Genomic DNA, 17,173 nt, shown 5'->3' with positions numbered 1-17,173 from the left:
ATAATTAAGGCAGTAATTAATTGAAAAACTCCCTTAAACTCATTATTTATTATATATTAAATTAAATTAATTCACTAATTTTGACTAAATATTAATATTTTAATGTCTTCTAATTAAAAAAACGTTGTCTAGAAGGCCCAAACTTTTTATTTTAACTTGTATGTTATAAAGAAATACCTCTCATATTTAATGTTTTTAAAATCTAGCAAATATCAAAAGCAGTCTAAAAATTTGTTATTATATTTAAGGAGACTTATATTTATGAACAAAAAAGACATTATGATTTTCGGTTTATCATCAAACAAAAACTTAACAAAAAAAATATGTGAAATACTTGGTGTTGAAGAATCACAAGCAAAAACTTCAAAATTCTTAGATGGAGAAATGATTGTACAATCACTTGATTCAGTAAGAGGTCAAGAAATATATATCATTCAATCAACAAATCAACCAGTAAATGATAATTTAATGGAATTATTAATTGCAGTTGATGCATTTAAAAGAGCAAGTGCCGCAAAAATAAATGTGGTTATTCCTTATTTTGGTTATGCAAGACAAGATAGAAAAGCAAAGGGAAGACAACCTATTACTTCTAAATTAGTTGCAAATTTAATAGAAACTGCTGGGGTGCATAGAGTTATAACTGTTGATTTACACTCTGCACAAATTATGGGATTCTTTAATGTTCCTACAGATAATTTTTCAACAGCTCAAATTGTAGCATCAGAAATTATTGATACAATATCTACTAAAAAATTAGATCCTACACAATGTATATTGGTATCACCAGATCATGGTGGTTTAACAAGGGTACATGGGGTTGCAAAATATACAGGAAATATTACAAATGGTATTGCTGTAATTGCAAAAAGAAGACCTGAACCTAATAAGGCAGAAGTAGAATTTATTTTAGGAGATGTTAAAGATAAGACTTGTTTTATTATTGACGACATGATTGACACAGGTGGAACAATCATTAAAGGTGCACAAGCCCTTAAAGAACAAGGTGCAAAAGACATTTATATAATTGCATGTCACGGATTATTCAATGGAGAAGCAGTTTCAAAAATGGAAGCAGTTATAAATGATAAAACTGTTAAACAAGTTGTTGTTACAGACACAATTGAAATTCCTGAAGAAAGAAAATTTAAAGGATTAAAAATCATTTCTGTAGCTAAACTTTTAGCGAGAATGATTCAAAATTCATATGAAAAATCTTCATTAACAGGTGTATATAATGATGAACAAAATGAAATTGTTAAAAGAGTAGAACAGTATTTAAAGGAATTTAATAAATAATATGCCTAAATTAATTGTGGGATTAGGTAATCCTGGAAGCAATTATAAAAGTACAAGACACAATGCGGGATTCATAGCTATTGATGTTTTATTGGAAAAATATGGATTTCAAAAAAGTATTGAAGATTTTAAGTCTGAGATTTACTTTTCTAATATAAAAGGAGAGAAAGTATTATTTGTCAAACCGCAAACATTTATGAATCTTTCAGGAGAAGCAATTTCAGGTATTATGAGCTATTACAAAATTAAAACTGAAGAATTTATAGTTATTTATGACGATAAAGATTTAGATTTATCAACTATTAGATTTAAAACAAACGGCAGTTCTGGCGGACATAACGGAATTAAAAATATAATAAGTCACTTAAAAACAGAAAATTTTAATAGATTAAAAATTGGCATTGGAGCACCAGGCCAATATAAAATAGTTGATTGAGTATTATCTAAAATGAATAATGAAGAACTAAATTTAATTAAAAGTAAAATTTCTGATATATCAAATTTTGTTGAAGAATTTGTTTTAGACAAAGAGCTTAAAAAAATTATGAATAAATATAATTAAAGGAGAAAAAATGCAAAAGTACAATTCATTAGTTGTTGTTGGTTCTCAATGAGGAGACGAAGGTAAAGGTAAAATGACTGACTATTTTGCTCAAAAAGCTGACTTAGTAGTTAGATTTGCAGGAGGAGACAATGCTGGTCATGTAATTAATTTTAATGGTCAAAAACATAAAGTCACAATAATACCTTCAGGTATTTTTAATAAAAAAGTTACAAGCGTTATTGCAAACGGATGTGTAGTTAATTTATTAAATCTTGTAAAGGAATTTGAAGTAATTAAAAATAGTGGAGTTAGTTATGGAAATTTATTAATTTCTGATAGAGTTCAATTAATTTTACCTTATCATATTAAAATTGACGAGGCTCAGGAAGAGGCACGTGGTGAAAATAAAATTGGAACAACTAAAAGAGGAATTGGTCCAGCATATCAAGATAAGGTTTCAAGATTAGGAATTAGACTTGGAGAATTGAGAGAAGAAAATTTTAAAGAGAGATTTAAAATTGTTTTTGATTATCAAATGAAATTTTTAAAAAATATGTTTAATGTTGAAGCATTAGATTTTGATCAAACATATAACGACTTAATGGATGCTTATCAAAAAATTAAAGATAAAATAATTGATACAGATATTTTTATTGAAACAGCAATTAAAGAAGGAAAAAAAGTTTTATTTGAAGGAGCACAAGGGGCCCTTCTTGATATTGACCATGGGACTTATCCTTATGTAACAAGTTCAAATACATCTGCAAATAATGCTTCAACAGGAAGTGGAATTAGTCATAAATTAATTGATTCAACAATGGGAGTTGTTAAAGCTTATTCAACAAGAGTTGGGGCAGGTGCCTTTCCTACAGAATTATTAAATGAAATTGGTGATGGAATTAGAGAACGTGGTCATGAATATGGATCAAACACTAAACGTCCAAGAAGAATTGGATGACTTGATGCAGTTGCTTTGAAACACGCAATTAGAACATCGGGTATCGATTCATTATTTATAACTCTACTTGATGTTTTATCAGGTATAGATCAAATAAATATATGTGTTAAGTATGAATTAAATGGTAAAGAAATTAACAATGTACCAAGTACAAATCAAATGTATGAAATGTGTAAACCTGTATATTTAGAAAATCCAGGATGATCAGAGGATATAACTGGTGTTACTTCATTTGATCAGTTACCAGATGAAGCAAAAAATTATTTAAAAATGATTGAAAAAATTTGTGAAGTTAAAATCGCAGGATTTTCTGTAGGTCCTGATAGAGAGCAAACAGTAATTTTAGAAAATATATTTTAATGGAGGTGAATTAAATGATAGAACGTTATGGAATTAAAGAAATTGAAAATATCTGGTCAGAAGATAATAAATTGAATATTTGATTAGATGTTGAAATTCAAGTTGTCAATGCATGAGTAAAGTTAGGAATTATTCCTGAAAAAGATGCTAAAGAAATTTGTTCAAAAGCGAAAGTTAACAGACAAAGAATGCTTGAAATAGAAGAAGAAACAAAACATGACGTTGTAGCATTTACAAGGATGATTTCTGAAACTTTAAGTTCAGAAAAGAAATGAATTCACTTAGGACTGACATCAACAGATATTGTTGATACTGCTCAAAATAAAATGATTCAGCAATCAAATATCTTATTAGAAGAAGTATTAAATAAAATGACAGAAGTTCTTAAACAAAAGGCAATTGAAACAAAAGATATAATTATAATGGGAAGAACTCATGGAATGTATGGAGAACCAACGTCACTTGGATTAAAATTTTTATTGTGATTTGATGAAATAAAGAGACAATTGGAAAGATTAAAATTAGCAAGAAAGCAAATTGAAGTAGCTAAAATATCAGGATCAATGGGGAATTATGCCAATCTTGAAATAGAGGTTGAAGAATTTGTTGCAAATAAAATGAACTTGAATATTGATAATATATCTACTCAGGTTACACAAAGAGATAGACATGCCTTTTTAATATCTGTAATTGCAAATATTGCATCAACATTGGAAAAAATTTCAACAGAGATTAGACACTTTCAGAGAAGTGAGGTTCAAGAAATTTGTGAAGGATTTGGAATTGGTCAAAAAGGATCAAGTTCAATGCCTCATAAAAAAAACCCAATTAGTTCAGAAAATATTTGTGGTCTTTCTAGATACGCTAGATCTTTTGTGAATGCAGCATTTGAAAACAATGTATTATGACATGAAAGAGATATATCTCATAGTTCAAACGAAAGATTAATTTTTCCAGATATTTATAATATAATTATATATGTATCAAAAAGAATGAACACTACCATAAATGATTTGGTAATTAATAAAGATAAAATTGATTTACATATTAATGAGCAAAAGGGCTTATTCTTTAGTCAAAGGATACTGACTTATATATTAATGAACTATGATTTTTCAAGAGAACAAGTTTATGATTTTGTACAGAAATGTACATTAGAAGCACAAAGTTCAAAAAGAGATTTTAAAGAAGTTTTAATAGAAAATGGTATTAAAAATTTTATAGCAGAACAAGAAGAAATAGACAATCTTTTTGATATTAATTTTTTCTTAAGAAATGTAGAAAAAATGTTTAGAAGGGTGATGGAGAATTATGGATAATCAAAAATTAGTGACTTTAATCACTGAAGAAGAAATTAAAGCAGCAATTGCAAAAGTTGGAAGTGATTTAGGAAAAACTTATGAAGATCAACAACTTACAATCGTAGCTGATTTATCAAGCTCATTTATATTTATAGCTGATTTAATTAGAGAATTACCAATTGACGTGACAATTCAATTTGTAACAAATCCCAGAGAAGATGAAGAAGTTTTAATTGATTTAGAATTAAAAAATACTTTAAAAGATAAGAATGTTCTTATTGTTAATGACGTTTTAAATAAAGGAAATAGATTAGAAAGATTATATAATCTTGTAAAAAACGAAGGTCCTGCAAATGTTCAAATTTTAAATCTTATTGAAAAAAATACAAAAGAAAGAAATATAGAATTAGAAAGCACTTCACTTTTTAAAATAGAAGATCTTTTCTTAGTTGGATATGGTTTAACATATAAAGAAAGTTATAGAGGACTAAAAGGAATTTATAGTCTTTCATTCGAAGAATAGTATGAAAAAAAATTTTTTTGTAACTACTCCAATATATTATCCAAGTGGTAATTTACATATTGGACATGCTTATACAACAACATTGGCAGATACTATTTCTAGATATAAAAAAGAAAATGGATACGATGTTTTCTTTTTAACTGGATCTGATGAACATGGACAAAAAATTGAACAAAAAGCAAAAGAAAATAATTTAGAACCAAAACAATATGTAGACCAAATTGTTAAAGGTTTTATTAACCTTTGAAAAATTTTAGACATTGATTATGATCGATTTATTAGAACTACTGATGAAGATCATATTTTTGCAGTAAGAGAAATCTTTAGTGATCTTTTACAAAAGGATTTAATTTATCCTTCAAGTTATAAGGGAAAATATTGCATAAGTTGTGAAGAATTTTTAACATCAGAGCAAATGGATGAAAACCTTCAACATTTAGTTTGTGGTAATAAGGCAATTGATTTTGAAGAAGAAACATATATGCTTAGAGTTTCAAATTTTCAAAAATATCTTCAGGAATTATTTAAAACAGATTTTTTAGAACCTGAAGCAAGAAAAAAAGAAATGTTAAATAATTTTATTAATAATGATTTAGAAGATCTATCAGTTACAAGGGTAAGTTTTAATTGAGGAATTCAAATAAAAGAAAATCCTAAACATGTAATATATGTATGATTAGATGCGTTATCAAATTATATTACAGCACTTGGTTATAAAACAAAAGATGAATCTTTACTTAAAAAATTTTGAAGTAAAGATTCAGAAGTACTACAAATTATAGGAAAAGAAATCACTAGGTTTCACTCAATTTATTGAACAGTTATGTTAAATTCACTTGGACTAAAAACACCTGATAAATTATTATCACATGGTTGAATACTTAGTGGAGATAAAAAAATGTCAAAATCAATTGGAAATGTTTTAGACCCAGTTGAAATTATTAATAACTATTCAAGTGATGCATTAAGATTCTATATTATTAATAATTTACCAACCGATAAAGATGGTAATTTTACAAATGAATTATTTATAGAATCATTCAATAATAATTTAGCAAATAACATTGGAAATTTAATTTCAAGAGTTTCAAATATGATTATTAAATACTTTGATGGTAAATTAAATAAAATTGATGTTTCTAGTCATTGACTTGTAAAAAAAGGTTTTGAAACAATAAAAGAATACAAAAAATTAATGGATTCTTATAATATGTCTGAAGCAACACAAGTTGTATTACGACTAGGACAGGAATGCAATAAATTTATTGAAGACTCTAAACCATGAGTTTTGGAAAAAGAACAAAAAATTGATCAATTACTTGAAGTCTTAACTGTACTTCAAAAAAATATCATTATTATTTCATATTTATTGAAACCTATATTAGTAAAAAGTTATCCAAGTATGATTAAACAAATGGGTTTAAATCCAAATTTAATAACTTTTGAAAATATTGAAGGTGATTTTGATCATGAAAAAATTACTGAAAAACTGGTTTTATTCGAAAGAATAAAATAAATTAGAATGGGGGCATGCACATGCAAGCTGATATAGTTGTAGTTGGCGCTGGTCATGCCGGGGTTGAAGCTGCACTTGCTTCTGCAAGATTAGGAAAAAAAACTATTCTTGTAAACTTATATAAAGATAAAATTGCAACAATGCCTTGTAATCCATCAGTGGGTGGACCTGCAAAAGGAATCGTTGTAAGAGAAATTGATTCACTTGGTGGTGAAATGGGTAAAGCAGCAGATGCAACTGCTTTACAAATGAAATTATTGAATTCATCAAGGGGTCCAGGAATATGAGCATTAAGAGCTCAATCTGATAAAATTGAATATTCAAAATATATGCAATCAGTTGTTGAGAATCAAACTAATTTAGAATTAGTAATTGGGGTTGTTAGAGATATCTCATTAGACTCAACAAATAAAGTTAAATCTGTTTTACTTGAAGATGGGACTGAAATATTTTGTGAAGCTGTAGTATTAACCACAGGTACGTATTTATCTTCTTTAATATATAGAGGAGAAGAAAAATATGAATCTGGACCAAATGATGAAATGACAACTAAGTCATTAAGTCAAACACTACTTAAACTTGGTTTAAAAACTTTCAGATTTAAAACCGGAACACCTCCAAGAGTTAAAATGGATTCAATTGATTTAACAAAAGCAATAATTGAACCAGGAACAAATGAAGATCTGGCTTTTTCTTTTTCTACAAAGAAATTTTTACCTTTTGAAAATCAAGAGGTTTGTTATTTGATTCATTCTACATCTGAAACTAAAAAAATCATTGAAGATAATTTACATAAATCTGCAATGTATTCAGGTCAAATTGAATCAATTGGACCAAGATATTGTCCAAGTTTTGAAGATAAGATTGTTAGATTTCAATCAAAAGAAACTCATCAAATATTTTTAGAACCAGAATCAAAATCACTTGATACTTTTTATGTTCAAGGTTTTTCAACATCAATGCCAATTGATATTCAAGATAAAATGTTAAGAAGTTTACCTGGATTTGAAAATGTAGTTGTTGATAAATGAGCCTATGCAATAGAATATGATTGCGTAGATCCGCAACAATTGAAACTTTCTTTAGAATTAAAAATTATAGAAAATTTATTTTTGGCTGGACAAATAAATGGAACAAGTGGCTATGAAGAAGCTGCTGGTCAAGGATTAATTGCAGGAATAAACGCAGTTAGAAAAATTGATAATAAAGATCCTTTAATTTTAAAAAGAAATGAATCATATATTGGAGTTATGATTGATGATTTAATTAATAAGGGTGTTATTGAACCTTATAGACTTTTAACAAGTAGGGCTGAAAATCGATTAACTTTAAGAAATGATAACTCAGAAATGAGACTTAAAAAATACGGTTATGAAATTGGGTTAGTTTCTAAAAAAGAATGAGATGAACATTTGAAATTTGAAAAAGAAATTTTTGAAAGTATTGAATTACTTAAAGAAATTAGATTTAGTCCAAAAACTGAACTTGCAATTGAATTAAAAGAAAAAGAACAAGCAGTTTTAAATCAAGGGTTTAGTGCTTTTGAAATTTTAAAACAACCAAAAGTTGATATTAATATATTTAAAAAATATATTCCTGAATTAAGTATATTATCAAAGCAGCAACTTCAAACTTTATTAATTTTAATTAGATTTGAAGGTTACATTAAAAAGGAAAATGAAACAATAGAAAAATTTATAAAACTGGAGAGTAAAAAGATACCAAAAGATATTGATTATTCAAAAGTAGAAAATATAGCAGTTGAAGCTAGACAAAAATTTGAAAAAATTAAACCATCTTCAATTGGACAAGCTTCAAGAATAACAGGTGTTAATCCTGCAGATATTCAAATGCTACTTTTTCATTTAAAAAAGAAATATAACGAGGTATAAAATGATTAAAGTAAATAAAAAAAATAAAACTAAAAATAAAATTTATGAATTTTTATCAGTTTTTTCAATGACATTTGGGATTGTTGTTGGTAGTGGAATTTATTTAAAGAATGCTGGTGATAATGGAGTGCTTGCGAAAGCTGGTAATAATCCTTATTTAGCAATAGCGGTGTGAACTTTAATAGCAGTATTTTGTTGTATGATGATGTTAGCATTTATTGAAATATCAACTTCAACAAAAAAGGGTGATCACAATACTTTAACAGCATGAGCTGGTAGATTTCTTGGAAGAAGATATGGGTCATTAGTTACTATTCTTTATGCAGTAATTTACTTACCAGTGTTAATAATTATTGGAGCTCTATTTACAACAAGCAGTTTCTTTCAAGCCTTAGACATCATTCATAAATTCAATACAGGAAATGATCATCTTTTAAATGGTGATACTAAACTAGTTATAGAGATATTTACAGCAGCATTAATTTTATTTTTGTTTCAAATACTTAATACATATACTTCAAAACCAGGAAAAATATTACAAACATCTTTATCTTTCTTAAAGTTTGTTCCTTTACTTACAGTTTTAATAGCAGGAATAACTTTCTTTTCGTTAGGAAAAGAAAGTTCATTTACTCCTGAAAATGTAGGTGGTTTTAAATTTAATAATATATTTATAACAATGGTACCTATTATGTTTGCATTTGATGGCTTTCTTGATTCTGCAGCAATACAAAAAGACTGTGAACACAAAGAAGTTGTTGCTCCTGCAATGATGACAGGGATTGTTGCAGTATCAATATTTTATATTGTAATAAGCATTGCTATATTTATGGGGGCAACAGATGGAAATATTTTAAATATTTTTGAAAACGTTGACCCAAGAGCTCACTTTGCATTTAATTTAATTATTACTATTACTTTATTAACAATGGTTAATGCTTATAGTGTAATTTATCCTTTAGTAATTAGAGCATCTATTGAAGAAAAATTTATATACTCAAAAAATAATGGACAAGAGCTTTCAAAAATAAAGGCAAGTTGAATAGCTTTGATTATAGTTTTTATTTTTTTCATAGGTTTTGTAACATCAAGTTTATTAATAACTAACAAAGATAGTTATTTGGAAACTGCATATTTATCTTCTGATGCAACAATTATTATTGTTTATTTATTAAATTTACCATTATTAATTCAAATGTTAATTAATAGAAAAACTAAGAAGGTTGAAGTTAGAAAAGTTAAGGGAGCATATTTTGCTGGTATATTTTCTTCATCAATGCTTATTTTTATAATGGCATATATTTATTATTTAAATATTATTGAATCTCTAATAATTGGGGAATTAGTATCTCCAATACTATGATTTATTTTTGTAATTATATTGGCAATATCTTGAGCAATAAATGAAGCAATTATTTCAAAAAATAATATAGACTCAAATGATTTCTATTTGAGAATTAATCCAAAAAATTGATTCCATTATGATAAGGAAAAAAGTATCGCTCAATTTAAAGAAAAGGAAGTTGTTAAAAATGATAAAAGTTAATAAAATTAACAAAGCTAAAAACAAAACATTTGAATTTTTAACAATTTTTTCAATGGTATTTGGAATTGTTGTTGGTAGTGGAATTTATTTAAAAAATAGAACTGAACCTGGTGGTGTTTTACATGAAGCAGGACAAAATCCTTGATTGGCATTAACAGTCTGAATGTTTATTGGAGTTCTTTGTTCAATGATTATGTTAACTTTTATTGAAGCTGCTTCAGCAACAGAAAAAGATGGACACTCAACTGCTCAAAGTTGAGCAAACAAATTTATAAATAGGAGAACAGCTTCTTTATTTTCAATTATGTATATTTGTATGTACCTTCCAATTCTTGCAGGACTTGGTGCTTTATTTACAGTTAAAACTATATTTGATGGTATAAACGAATTTTACATTATTACTAATGGTGTAAATCTAGTTAATAAAATTGGAAAAGTGGAATGAATGTCTTTGGAATTATTCATTTCAACACTTGTTTTAGTTGGATTTTCACTTATGAATATTTATACACATAAGCCAAGTAAATTAATTCAAAGTATATTTACTATTATTAAATTTCTACCTTTAATTACAATTGTTATTGGAGGGTTCACATTATTTTTGACAAATTCAAATTCTAATAATTCATTTAATCCTGAGGAACCATATGATAATTGATCTATGAATAGTTTTTTTGCAACAATGATACCAATATTATTTGCATTTGATGGTTTTATCTATGCTGCAACATTACAAAAAGATTGTGAACACAAGCAAGTTGTTGCACCAGCAATGATGAGTGCAATAATTGCAGTTACAGCATTTTATATAATAATAACAGTCTCAATATTCTTTGGTGCGTCAGATGGGAATGTGTTTAAACTTTTTGATAATCTATTTCAAAAAGAACCTTGAATTGCATTATTGTTCAAATTAATTATTGCATGTACTATATTAACAACTGTAAATGGTTATACAACATTAATTCCAAAAACAGTTCATTCAGCTGTTGAAGAAAATTTTATTTATAAAAAGAATCATACTACTGAAATTGGTTACATTAAATCAGGTTTTATTGGAATGATAATAACATTAACAATTTATGTTTTATTTTTGATTATTTCAATCCCATTAGGTTGAAATGATAGTTCAGGAGAAATAAATTACTTTATTGTTGCTAATTATTCCTCAAATACTACAGTTATGTTTGGTTTCTTAGCTTATTTAATTATCATGATATATGTTTTACATAACAGAAGAACAAAAAAAGTCGAGGTTAGAAAAGCAAAAGGTGGTTTTGCAATTGGAATAATAAGCACGTCTATATTATCAATAATTTTGGTTTATGCTTATTTTGATTTTTTAATTAATAAATTTAAATCAGGTAAAATAGAAAATATGATTGATCCAATAATACTAATCTTTTTTGCAATTGTTTTATTAATTGCTTGAATTATTAATGAAGTACTTATTTCTAAACAAGACATTGAAAATAATGATTTTGCATTACGAATATTACCAAGAAATTGATTTAAATATAATAAAGAATTAGAAATAGAAAAATTTAAAAGCAGAAACTAATGTAAAATAAAAAAGGCGCAAGCTTTTTTATTTTTTTTAAGGAGATTATTATGTTATGAAATAGATTTGATGAGCTAGATATTAAGATTACAGAAGCTCAAAAAGAAAAATTAATTATGTATAAAAATATTCTTCAGAAGGAAAATAAAATACATAACTTAACAACTATAATAACAGATCAAGATATTTTAGATAAGCATTTTTATGATTCACTAATTTTTTCAAATCATTTTGATCCAAGTAATTTAAAAATTTTAGATATTGGAACAGGAGCTGGATTTCCAGGTGTTGTTATAAAAATTATTTATCCAACTTCAAAAATTTATTTAGTTGAGTCAAATGGAAAGAAAATAAATTTTTTAAATAAAGTAATTAGGGAATTAGAATTGGAAGATATATATACTTTAAATGTTAGAGCAGAGGAATATACTTTAGAGAATAGAGAAAAATTCGATGTAGTAATTTCGAGAGCAATGGCTCCATTAAATATTCTTTTAGAAGTAGGAGCTCAAGGTTTAAAAATAAATGGTTCATTTATTTGTTTAAAATCAAAAAATGTAATTAATGAAATGAACGATCTTAATGGTCAAGAAACTAAAATAGGACTAATGTTTGATTTTAAACAAGAATTAAATGATGAAGTTCTAGGAGAAAGAAATAATTTATTTTACAAAAAAGTTAAACAAACTCCCTTGGAATTTCCAAGGCAGTATAGTCAAATAAGAAAAAGACCATTAGGAAAATAATAAATATTTATTATATAATATTTATTATGAGGGGTAATTTATGGCAAAAATAATTTCAGTTTCAAATCAAAAAGGCGGAGTAGGTAAAACAACTACTTCAGTAAACTTAGCATGTGGTCTTGCTCTTGCAAATAAGAGGGTTCTACTTATAGATATGGACCCACAATTTAATGCAACTACAGGTGTTGGTTTTGAAATAGATAGTAATACTTTAAGTATGTACCATGTCTTTGTAGGAGAAAAAACTTTATCAGAAATAATAATAAAAGATATTAAACCTAATATTGATTTGGCACCAAGTTCAATAGATGTAGCTGCAGTTGATTTAATTTTATTAGAACAAAAAACAAACAATCAAAATGTTTTAAGAGATGAAATTAAAGGACTTGGTGATCAATATGATTTTGTTATAATTGATTGTCCACCAAGTTTAGGGTTAATTAATAGAAATGGTTTAGCAATATCTGATACTGTTTTAATACCAATTCAAGCAGAACATTATGCTATGCACGGGGTTGCTCAACTTTTAAGAACAATAAAAAAAGTCAAAGAAACGTTGAATCCAGATTTAACAATTGAAGGAGTACTTGTAACAATGTTTGATTCACGTACAAGATTAGCACATGATGTTTTAGAAGAAATCATGAAGACATTTGGTCCAAAAGTTTATAAATCTGTTATTCCAAGAAATATAAAAATTTCTGAATCTTCAATAGAAGGTAAATCAATTTATGAATATGATAAAAATGGAGCAGGTTCAATTGCTTACATTGAATTTGTAAAAGAGGTATTAAAAGAAAATGGCCAAAACTAAAGGAAAATATAATTTTAAAGGATTAGATGATATTTTTGGAGAATCCGTATCTGATATAATTGGTGTTATTGAAAATGATAAAGAAAAAGCAGATAGTAATAAAACTATGGTTGATGTTAACTCATTAATTGCCAATCCATATCAACCAAGAAAAACTTTTGAAGATGATGAATTAAAAGAACTTGCTGAATCAATCAAAATTCATGGAATAATTCAGCCAGTAATTATTAATACTAAAAATGAAATTGTTGCAGGTGAAAGAAGAACTAGGGCTGCGAAATTAGCAGGTTTAAAAGAAATACCAGCAATTGTTTTGAAATTAGATTCAAATCAAATGGAAGAATTTGCTATTATTGAAAATATTCAAAGAGTAGATTTGTTAGATATAGAAGAAGCTGTTGCTTATAAAAAGCTTTCAGCAAACTTAAAATTAAAACAAGAAGAAATTGCATCAAGAGTTGGTAAATCTAGATCTCATATTGCAAATATAATGAGACTTTTGAATTTACCTCAAATAGTGCAAGACGCAATGTTACAAAGAAAAATTACAATGGGTCAAGCAAAACCGTTATTATCAATTACAAATAATGAAGATCTTCTAAATTCAATATTCAAACAAATTCTTGAAAAAGATCTTACAGCAAGAGAAGTTGAACAATTAATAAAAAATAGTAATTCTTCAAAAACTACTGGACAAGAGAGTTTTGTAAAAAAACCAGCAGTAGTTTATATGGAAAATAAAATGATGAGAAGACTTGGAACAAAAGTTTCAATTGATAATGGTAAATTAACAATTAGATATTCTGATGATGATGATTTAAATAGAGTTTTAGAATTATTAGGATTAACTGATGACGATTAATATCGATGATAAAATTTATTTAAAGAAGAATCACCCAAGCAAAACTGCTTATTGAATAGTTGTTAGAACAGGAACAATATTTAAATTGAGATCCAATTTGGATGAAAATTTAATTTTGGAGTTCACAAAAGATAAACTTATTAAAATAATAAAAAAAATAGAAAGTAGAAAATAATATGGGATTACAAGTTGGAATAGTGGGTTTACCAAATGTTGGTAAATCAACTTTATTTAATGCAATTACTAACTCAAAAGTTGAGGCAGCTAACTATCCTTTCGCAACTATTGAACCAAATGTTGGAGTTGTAGAGGTTCCAGATCAGAGGTTAGATAATCTTGCAAAGATATTTAATTCAAAAAAAACTATTTATACAACAATAGAGTTTGTTGACATAGCTGGTTTAATTGCAGGAGCAAGTAAGGGTGAAGGTTTAGGTAATGCATTTCTTGCAAATATTAGAGAAACTGATGCTATTTGTGAAGTTATAAGATGTTTTGATTCGAAAGAAATAACTCATGTAGAAGGTAGTGTTGATCCAATAAGAGATATTGAAATAATTGAATTGGAATTAATACTTTCTGATGAATCAAGCATTAAAAAAAGACTTGCAAAAGTTGAACCTAAATTTAAATCAACAAAGGATAAAGATATTATTTTTGAATACACATTATTAAAAAAATTAGAAACTCAACTTAGTGAAGGAAAACTTTTAAATAAATTAGAATTTAATGAAGAAGAGAAATTAGCAATTAAATCTTTTCAACTATTAACAACTAAACAATTTATTTATGTTGCAAACGTTGGTGAAGATGAAGTTAGAGAAGATAATAAATACGTAAAACTTGTAAAAGACTATGCAGCATCTTGTAATTCACAAGTTGTAAAAATTTCTGCAAAAATTGAAGAAGAATTAAGTGAACTTGAAAAAGAAGAAAAGGATGTGTTCCTTCAAGACGCAGGAATTGAAACTTCTGGTTTAGAGCAATTAATAAAAGCTGCCTATTCTACATTAGGATTGAAAACATATTTTACTTGTGGTCCTCAGGAAGCAAGAGGTTGACAATTTAAAGAAGGTTCAACTGCTCCACAATGTGCAGGAATTATTCATACAGATTTTGAAAAAGGTTTTATAAAAGCAGATGTTTATAAATGTGAAGATATATTTGAGCTTGGTGATGAACAATCTTTAAAAAATAGTGGAAAAATTAAACTTGAAGGAAAAAACTATATTGTTCAAGATGGAGATGTTTGCTTCTTTAAATTTAATAAATAAAATTGATTTATAACTTAATTAGGTATAAATCAATTTTTATTTTATAATCAATTTGTTAAAAGGAGTCAATATGCAATATAGAGTTGGTTTTTCAAAAGATACTCATAATCTAATTGATGGGCATAATATAAAACTTGGTGGAATTGAAATACCCTCTAATAAATCTGTGGAAGCTTACAGTGATGGGGATATTCTATATCATTCATTGGCCGAAGCATTATTTGGTTCTTTAGGTTTAGAAGATTTAGGTCAAAACTACAATTCAAAAAACATGACTGAAGGTTTTGATTCGTTTATAATTATTTTTGATGCTTTGAATCATCTAAATAAAAAAAATTATAAAATATCAAATGTAGATATTCTTATTGAACTTGATTCACCAAAATTAGGTCAATATAAAAATGAAATAAAACAAAAACTAGCAAAAGAATTAACAATCTCATTAGATCAAATTTCTGTAAAGGCAACAACAACAGAAGGTAATTTTGAGAATATAATTACTTGTTATTGTAATTTAATAATTTATAAAAGTGAGGAAAAATAATATGAAAAAATTTAGATTAAGATATGCACCGTCACCAACAGGTTTCTTACATATTGGAAATACAAGAACAGCATTAATGAATTATTTATTTGCAAAACATTATAATGGTGACTTTATCTTAAGAATTGAGGATACAGATTTAGAAAGAAATGTTGAAGGAGCTATAGAATCTCAATTTGATAATATGGAATGATTGGGTATTAACCCTGATGAATCTTTTAAAAACCCTAAAGATGAAGAATGTAAATATATGCAATCTGAAAAATTTGATATATATAAAGATTATGCTCATACCTTGATTGAGCAAGGCAAAGCATATAAATGTTATTGTTCTCCAGAAGAATTAGAACAAGAAAGAGAAGAACAAATTGCAAGAGGAATTATTGCTCCACAATATAGCAGAAAATGTTATTTAAATAAAGTAGAAGATAATGCAAAACCTTACAATATAAGATTTCTAGTTCCTGAAAATAAAATATATAAAATTATTGATATAGTTCGTGGTCATGTTGAATTTAATTCCAAAGAGATTGGAGATTTTGTAATTTTAAAATCAAATGGAATTGCAACATATAATTTTGCAGTTGTAATTGATGATTTTGATATGAAAATAACTCATGTTGTTCGCGGAGAAGAGCACATATCTAATACTCCAAGACAATGCATGATTTATGAAGCTTTTGGTTGGGAAGAGCCAACATTTTGTCATTTAACTTTAATAGTTGATGAAACAAAGAAAAAATTATCAAAAAGAAGTGGAAATGCAATGTTTTTTATTTCTCAGTATAGAGATCAAGGTTATTTACCAGAAGCAATATTTAATTATATTTCACTTTTAGGTTGAAGTCCAAATAGTGAACAAGAAATTTTTTCAAAGGAAGAATTTGTAAAAATGTTTGATGAAACTAGATTTTCTAAATCTCCAAGTACTTTTGATATGATTAAAATGAAATGAATTAATAGTCAGTGAATTAAAAAAATGAATGATAAAGATTATATAGATTTTATAATTAATTTTATTGATAAAAATAGATTTGATATATCTAATAAAGAATCAAGTTGAATAGAATCTGTATTAATACTATTTAAAAAGGAACTTGAATTTGGTATTCAAATTAATGATCATTTGGATATTTTCTTTAATAAGGATATTGATGATAAATCAAAAGAAGTGTTAAATGATTTTGGCAATTTAAATGAAATGGCAAAATACTTAAAAGTTGAAATAGAAAATATAAAAGATTTTTCAGAAATAAATATAAAAGAATTAATAAAAAAAGTAGGAGTAGAATTTAATAAAAAGGGAAGAGAATTATTTATGCCAGTAAGAATTTATACTACATTAAGTGAACATGGTCCTGAATTGGCAAAAACCATTTCTTTAATTGGTAAAGAAAAAGTATTAGCAAACATTAGTAGTTTTCAATAAGAGG

Annotated in this window: 16 protein-coding genes; all 16 read left to right on the top strand. The window is 26.5% G+C overall.

All coding sequences use genetic code 4. The annotated features are described in order from the left end of the window. Positions 1–261 precede the first annotated feature (261 nt). Positions 262–1,299 (top strand): ribose-phosphate diphosphokinase, encoded by a 1,038-nt coding sequence (locus SDIMI_RS04325; protein WP_020836771.1) that lies wholly within the window; start codon positions 262–264, stop codon positions 1,297–1,299. A 1-nt stretch (position 1,300) separates the two neighbouring features. Continuing rightward, positions 1,301–1,861 carry an aminoacyl-tRNA hydrolase gene (pth, locus tag SDIMI_RS04320; RefSeq protein WP_020836770.1) on the top strand — a complete coding sequence of 187 codons (561 nt, stop codon included), beginning with the start codon at positions 1,301–1,303 and terminating at the stop codon, positions 1,859–1,861. A 10-nt stretch (positions 1,862–1,871) separates the two neighbouring features. Beyond that, positions 1,872–3,161, top strand: coding sequence for an adenylosuccinate synthase (locus SDIMI_RS04315; RefSeq protein WP_020836769.1), 1,290 nt, complete (start codon positions 1,872–1,874; stop codon positions 3,159–3,161). Positions 3,162–3,175: 14 nt separating this feature from the next. Then, positions 3,176–4,480 carry an adenylosuccinate lyase gene (purB, locus tag SDIMI_RS04310; RefSeq protein WP_020836768.1) on the top strand — a complete coding sequence of 435 codons (1,305 nt, stop codon included), beginning with the start codon at positions 3,176–3,178 and terminating at the stop codon, positions 4,478–4,480. Then, entirely contained in the window at positions 4,473–4,985 is a 513-nt protein-coding gene (locus SDIMI_RS04305) for a phosphoribosyltransferase (protein ID WP_020836767.1), read from the top strand. Before purB ends, SDIMI_RS04305 begins: the two co-directional genes overlap by 8 nt. A gap of 1 nt (position 4,986) precedes the next feature. Then, on the top strand, positions 4,987–6,501 hold the full coding sequence (metG, locus tag SDIMI_RS04300) for a methionine--tRNA ligase (protein WP_020836766.1): 1,515 nt from the start codon (positions 4,987–4,989) through the stop codon (positions 6,499–6,501). Between the two features lie 14 nt (positions 6,502–6,515). Then, positions 6,516–8,393 (top strand): tRNA uridine-5-carboxymethylaminomethyl(34) synthesis enzyme MnmG, encoded by a 1,878-nt coding sequence (gene mnmG, locus SDIMI_RS04295; RefSeq protein WP_041618328.1) that lies wholly within the window; start codon positions 6,516–6,518, stop codon positions 8,391–8,393. A 1-nt stretch (position 8,394) separates the two neighbouring features. Further along, a complete protein-coding gene (locus tag SDIMI_RS04290) occupies positions 8,395–9,939 on the top strand; it encodes an amino acid permease (RefSeq protein WP_020836764.1) in 1,545 nt (514 codons plus the stop codon). Beyond that, entirely contained in the window at positions 9,926–11,500 is a 1,575-nt protein-coding gene (locus tag SDIMI_RS04285; RefSeq protein WP_020836763.1) for an APC family permease, read from the top strand. The genes SDIMI_RS04290 and SDIMI_RS04285 overlap by 14 nt, the downstream gene beginning before the upstream one ends. A 50-nt stretch (positions 11,501–11,550) precedes the next feature. After that, positions 11,551–12,246, top strand: coding sequence for a 16S rRNA (guanine(527)-N(7))-methyltransferase RsmG (gene rsmG, locus SDIMI_RS04280; protein WP_020836762.1), 696 nt, complete (start codon positions 11,551–11,553; stop codon positions 12,244–12,246). A 40-nt stretch (positions 12,247–12,286) separates the two neighbouring features. Continuing rightward, complete coding sequence (locus SDIMI_RS04275; RefSeq protein WP_020836761.1) at positions 12,287–13,060, top strand: ParA family protein; 774 nt, start codon at positions 12,287–12,289, stop codon at positions 13,058–13,060. Then, the gene (locus SDIMI_RS04270) at positions 13,047–13,922 is read left to right on the top strand and encodes a ParB/RepB/Spo0J family partition protein (RefSeq protein ID WP_020836760.1); all 876 of its coding nucleotides are present in this window, start codon (positions 13,047–13,049) and stop codon (positions 13,920–13,922) included. The genes SDIMI_RS04275 and SDIMI_RS04270 overlap by 14 nt, the downstream gene beginning before the upstream one ends. Further along, positions 13,912–14,097: a DUF951 family protein gene (locus SDIMI_RS04265; protein ID WP_020836759.1), complete on the top strand. Its 186-nt coding sequence runs from the start codon at positions 13,912–13,914 to the stop codon at positions 14,095–14,097. The genes SDIMI_RS04270 and SDIMI_RS04265 overlap by 11 nt, the downstream gene beginning before the upstream one ends. A gap of 1 nt (position 14,098) precedes the next feature. Next, positions 14,099–15,196, top strand: a complete 1,098-nt coding sequence (gene ychF, locus SDIMI_RS04260; protein WP_020836758.1) for a redox-regulated ATPase YchF — start codon at positions 14,099–14,101, stop codon at positions 15,194–15,196. 70 nt (positions 15,197–15,266) lie between these two features. Then, complete coding sequence (gene ispF, locus SDIMI_RS04255; protein ID WP_020836757.1) at positions 15,267–15,740, top strand: 2-C-methyl-D-erythritol 2,4-cyclodiphosphate synthase; 474 nt, start codon at positions 15,267–15,269, stop codon at positions 15,738–15,740. A 1-nt stretch (position 15,741) separates the two neighbouring features. Beyond that, positions 15,742–17,169, top strand: a complete 1,428-nt coding sequence (gltX, locus tag SDIMI_RS04250; protein WP_020836756.1) for a glutamate--tRNA ligase — start codon at positions 15,742–15,744, stop codon at positions 17,167–17,169. The last annotated feature ends 4 nt before the right edge of the window (positions 17,170–17,173 follow it).

Source organism: Spiroplasma diminutum CUAS-1, assembly GCF_000439455.1.
Lineage (GTDB): Bacteria > Bacillota_I > Bacilli_A > Mycoplasmatales > Mycoplasmataceae > Spiroplasma_A > Spiroplasma_A diminutum.
Note: the sequence above shows the minus strand (reverse complement) of the source record. Positions and strands in the feature narration are given on the sequence as shown.